The 3,995-nt window shown below is 58.3% G+C and carries 7 protein-coding genes; 6 read left to right on the top strand and 1 reads right to left on the bottom strand.

What is annotated here, in order from left to right; all coding sequences use genetic code 11:
• Positions 1-16 precede the first annotated feature (16 nt).
• From H0V78_01635 to H0V78_01615, 5 genes are all read left to right on the top strand, one after another.
• Positions 17-229 (top strand): AbrB family transcriptional regulator, encoded by a 213-nt coding sequence (locus H0V78_01635; GenBank protein ID MBA2350518.1) that lies wholly within the window; start codon positions 17-19, stop codon positions 227-229.
• Positions 226-639 (top strand): type II toxin-antitoxin system VapC family toxin, encoded by a 414-nt coding sequence (locus H0V78_01630; GenBank protein MBA2350517.1) that lies wholly within the window; start codon positions 226-228, stop codon positions 637-639. The genes H0V78_01635 and H0V78_01630 overlap by 4 nt, the downstream gene beginning before the upstream one ends.
• 342 nt (positions 640-981) lie before the next feature.
• Entirely contained in the window at positions 982-1,584 is a 603-nt protein-coding gene (locus tag H0V78_01625) for a hypothetical protein (protein ID MBA2350516.1), read from the top strand.
• Positions 1,478-2,242 (top strand): hypothetical protein, encoded by a 765-nt coding sequence (locus H0V78_01620; protein MBA2350515.1) that lies wholly within the window; start codon positions 1,478-1,480, stop codon positions 2,240-2,242. Before H0V78_01625 ends, H0V78_01620 begins: the two co-directional genes overlap by 107 nt.
• A gap of 219 nt (positions 2,243-2,461) precedes the next feature.
• Positions 2,462-2,629 (top strand): hypothetical protein, encoded by a 168-nt coding sequence (locus tag H0V78_01615; protein MBA2350514.1) that lies wholly within the window; start codon positions 2,462-2,464, stop codon positions 2,627-2,629.
• Here H0V78_01615 and H0V78_01610 read toward each other — a convergent pair.
• Positions 2,626-2,841 carry a hypothetical protein gene (locus H0V78_01610; GenBank protein ID MBA2350513.1) on the bottom strand — a complete coding sequence of 72 codons (216 nt, stop codon included), beginning with the start codon at positions 2,839-2,841 and terminating at the stop codon, positions 2,626-2,628. The two genes, H0V78_01615 and H0V78_01610, sit on opposite strands and share 4 nt — an antisense overlap.
• Positions 2,842-3,020: 179 nt before the next feature.
• On the opposite strand from H0V78_01610, the gene H0V78_01605 reads away from it, so the two are divergent.
• Positions 3,021-3,995 (top strand): Eco57I restriction-modification methylase domain-containing protein (locus H0V78_01605; GenBank protein MBA2350512.1); only part of this gene is annotated, 975 nt, incomplete at its 3' end.

The raw sequence follows: 3,995 nt of genomic DNA, 5'->3' as shown, positions 1-3,995 counted from the left end.
CAGCCAGGCAGTCCGCTTGCCCAAAGCTTTCCGGTTACCGGGGGATGAAGTCTGGATCAGCAAGAACGAAGCGACAGGCGTCATTACCCTCACGCCCATACCTGCTCTCGACCAATTGCATGAGCTGTTTCAACTGATCGACGAAGGCGTCGTGCCGGAGAGCTACCTGGCCGAGCGGGATAATCCGGTGGAACTCGCGCGCAATCCCTTCGCTCACGAGATCGAATGATCCGCTATCTGTTCGATACGGATACCGCGAGCTATTTCCTCAAAGGCAAAAACCCTGTCCTCCAAGACCGTTGCCGCGATGCGCTAAGCGCGGGTGATGTCGCCATTTCAGTAATCACGGAAGCCGAGCTGCTTTTCGGTCTTGCGCTCGCCCCCGATGCGAACCGCCTCCAAACGGTAGTGAAAATATTCCTGTCCTCCGTGCCTTGCTTCGATTGGACACGGACGGCTGCTGAGCATTTCGCGCGGGCGCGGGCACATCTGCAGCGCATCGGCCAGCCTATCGGCATTCTCGATACGCAAATCGCCGCCCATGCCATCGCCGAAAATCTTGTGCTCGTGACCAACAACACCAGCCATTTCGGCCGGATCGAAGGATTGAAGCTGGAAAACTGGTATCAGGATGCTTAGGAGCGCGCGCTGCCCATGACCGCAACCGATGTCGCTCGCCGCGAGGCTATTCGTGCAGCGCTCAGGTCGTTTACAAGTTCCTCCCTTAGCACCGCCTCGAAGAAGCTGCTTTCGGACTCGGTTACGTCAGCGGCAAGACGGCCGATTTGGGGAACACTTCAGAGGCATTGCTGGGAAGCATCGAACAATTCAAGCCCTAACTCGGACCAATCAGCCGCGATAAAGTGAAGGCGGATCGCTGGCAGTCGTGCACGTTCATTTTTCAGTTGACGAACGACGAGAGACCCTTGCTGGCGCTCGGCCAGACTCCACGCGGGGGCCGACAGCAAGATGGCGCCCGGCTTGATCGAATCCTTTGTTTTTTTGGCAATCGAGTTGCGGGGTGAAAGTTGGTTGCGCGCCGATCTTGCGGCCATCACGCGCGAACTGAACCGGCGCTTCCCGATGCCCGCCATCGTTCTCTTCAGGCATGGCCGACTTGTCTCGCTGTCGGTGATTGACCGGCGAGCGAACCTCCGCGACAGCGCGCGCGACGTCATCGATAACCGCATCACGGTCGTCAAGGATGTGCGCCTTAACGACCCTCATCGTGCGCACCTGGAGATTCTTGCCGGCCTCGCTCTGAAAAATCTGGGCGGGAGGAACCGGCCGGCAAACTTCCGCGAGCTATACGACGCCTGGATCGCCGCGCTCTCGATCCAGACGCTCAACAAAAGCTTCTACGCCAAACTGGCTTGCTGGTATTTCTGGGCACCGCAAGCATATGGCTTTTCCGAAGGGGCAAGCCCTGGACAGGGAAGGTTATCCCTCCGTCGCAGCGATACGCCTGCTCACTCGTTTGATCTTCGTCTGGTTCACCAAGGAAAAAAGACTGATCCCGGAAGAGCTGTTCGACCGCGCGCGCCTCAAGACGCTGCTGAACTCCGATCCCGATCTGAACGCTGAAGACAGCAGCTACTACCTGGCCATTGTGCAAAACCTGTTTTTCGCGACCCTGAGCGTAGAGGCCGGCCGGGACGCCAACGGCAAAGAAAACAGGCGATGGGCGGACCACGGCGCGGGCATGAAAAACGATCGGCTGGTCCATTCGTTCTACCGCTACAAGCCGGTGTTCCGCGATGCGGATGCCGCGTTGAATATTTTCTCGACGATTCCGTTCCTCAACGGCGGCTTGTTCGAGTGCCTCGATCGCGAACTCACCGAGCGCGACTTATTGCGCAATCCGGAATTGAAGGAACTCGCCAGCAAGGAAGGGAGTGGCTGGGTGTTGCGCGTGGATGGCTTCTCTCGCCGTACAGACGCACAGCCGGTCGTACCCAACAAGCTTTTCTTCGGCGGTGAGGCGCAGGCAGATCTGAATGCCGATTTGGGTACCCGCGGTAAACGCTACGAAGTGCGCGGGTTGCTCGACATATTCTCGACTTACAAATTCACCGTCGAAGAAAATACTCCGGTAGAAGCTGAGGTAGCACTCGATCCCGGGTTGCTGGCAAGGTTTCGAGAACCTGCTTGCAAGCTACAACGAAGACACCAGGTCCACCGCTCGCAAGCAATCCGGCTCGTTCTACACGCCGCGCGAGGTGGTCGATTACATGGTGGATGAAGCGCTGATCGCTTATTTCGAGGTGCCCTGCAGCCCGCGCCCACCGAAAGCGCGGAAGGGGGCGCGAGTAAATGGGCCGCGACCCGGGCCGTCAACGAAATCCTCAACCTCGGTGCCATGCCCGGCGAGCTCGCTCTAACTGTCGTTCCCGCGCAGGCGAGAACCTGGAAGGCGCCCGCTACGTCGGACGCCGTCGTTCGTCATAATGACGAAACGGGTATGCGCTTGCGCAACCTCCTCTCCTACGCCGACACCTCGCACCAGTTCAACGCCGCCGAGACGGAAACCCTGATCGCCGCGATCGAGCAACTAAAAATCCTCGACCCCGCCTGCGGCTCGGGCGCTTTCCCGATGGGCATGCTGCAAAAGCTGGTGCGCGTGCTCTAAAGCTCGATCCGGAAAATGCCCTGTGGCGCGCCCAAAACCGCGCACCGCTGGCAGCGCAACTCAACGAAGCGAAGAGGATTCCCGACGAAGTGCTGCGCGAGGGCAGGCTGGAAGAAGCCGAAGCCGCGCTTGCCAAATTCGACCGCGACTTCGCCTATGCCAAACACGCCGACTACACGCGCAAGCTCTACCTGATCGAGAAATGCATCCACGGCGTGGATATCCAGCCCTTCGCCGTGCAGATCGCCAAGCTGCGTTTCTTTATCGCGCTGGTGGTGAGCCAGGAAGTGGAAAAGTCGAAAGACAACTGGGGCATCACGGCGCTGCCGAATCTGGAAACCAAGATCGTCGCCGCCGATAGCCTGATGCCCATCGAGCGCGTCAAGAAGGCATGGTCGAAAACCTGCGGCTGCGCGATCCGGCAATCGATGAAAGGGAAAAAAAGCTCGGTACCGCCAACGAGTATTACTTCGCGGCGCGGACCAGCAAGAGCAAACGCAGGTGGCGCGACGATATCGTCGAGTTGCGCGACGGCCTTGCGCAACTGCTGGAAGAAAACCGTTTCCTGCCTGCGGGTACCGCCCGGCAACTCGTGCACTGGAATCCGTTTGACCAGAACGCTAGCGCGAATTTCTTTGATCCGGAATGGATGTTCCAGCTGGGGGAGGGCTTCGATGTAGTCATTGGCAATCCGCCGTACGTCGAGCAAAAGGAAATCAAGCACCTCAAGGATAGGCTCAAGGCGCACTACGAATGCTTTACCGGCACCGCCGACCTCTACGTTTTTTTCTACGAGCGCTCCGTGAAGTTACTGAAACCCCATGGCACGTTTGCTTTCATTACCTCCAACAAATGGTATCGCGCGAAATACGGCGAAAAGCTGCGCGACTGGATGAACCGGAATACGCGCCTCAGGCGCATTATCGATTTTGGCGACGCGGCCGTATTCACTGCCATTGCCTACCCGACCATAGTCATCGCCAATCGCCGCCCAGAGCCCCTCACCACGCGGGCGCAGGATGACAATGTGCTCGCCCTTAACTGGATGCCGGAACAGCCAATCGAACAATTCCCGCAGGTGTTCGCGGATTCTGCCTTTCCTGTGCCGCAAGCGGAATTGGACAAAAGCGGCTGGCAGTTGGAGCGACCGCTCAAGCGCCGTTTATTGGAACGGATATGTGCCAGTGGCAGACCATTGCGCGAGTATGTCGGATCGCCGTTCTATCGCGGCATAACGACTGGCTTTAATGAAGCGTTCATTATCGATGGCGCAATCCGGACTCGACTAATTGCCGACGATCCGAAGTCGGCTGAAATTATCAAACCCTTCCTGCGCGGCCGTGATTTGAAGCGGTGGACAGTGGAG

Source organism: Burkholderiales bacterium (genome assembly GCA_013695435.1).
GTDB lineage: Bacteria > Pseudomonadota > Gammaproteobacteria > Burkholderiales > JACMKV01 > JACMKV01.
This window is presented reverse-complemented; position numbering and strand designations above follow the sequence as displayed.

What these genes read in the sequence shown, in the direction of transcription:
- H0V78_01630 (MBA2350517.1), top strand. Translation starts at nt 226, where the DNA reads ATGATCCGCTATCTGTTCGATACGGATACCGCGAGCTATTTCCTCAAA.
- H0V78_01615 (MBA2350514.1), top strand. Translation starts at nt 2,462, where the DNA reads ATGCGCTTGCGCAACCTCCTCTCCTACGCCGACACCTCGCACCAGTTC.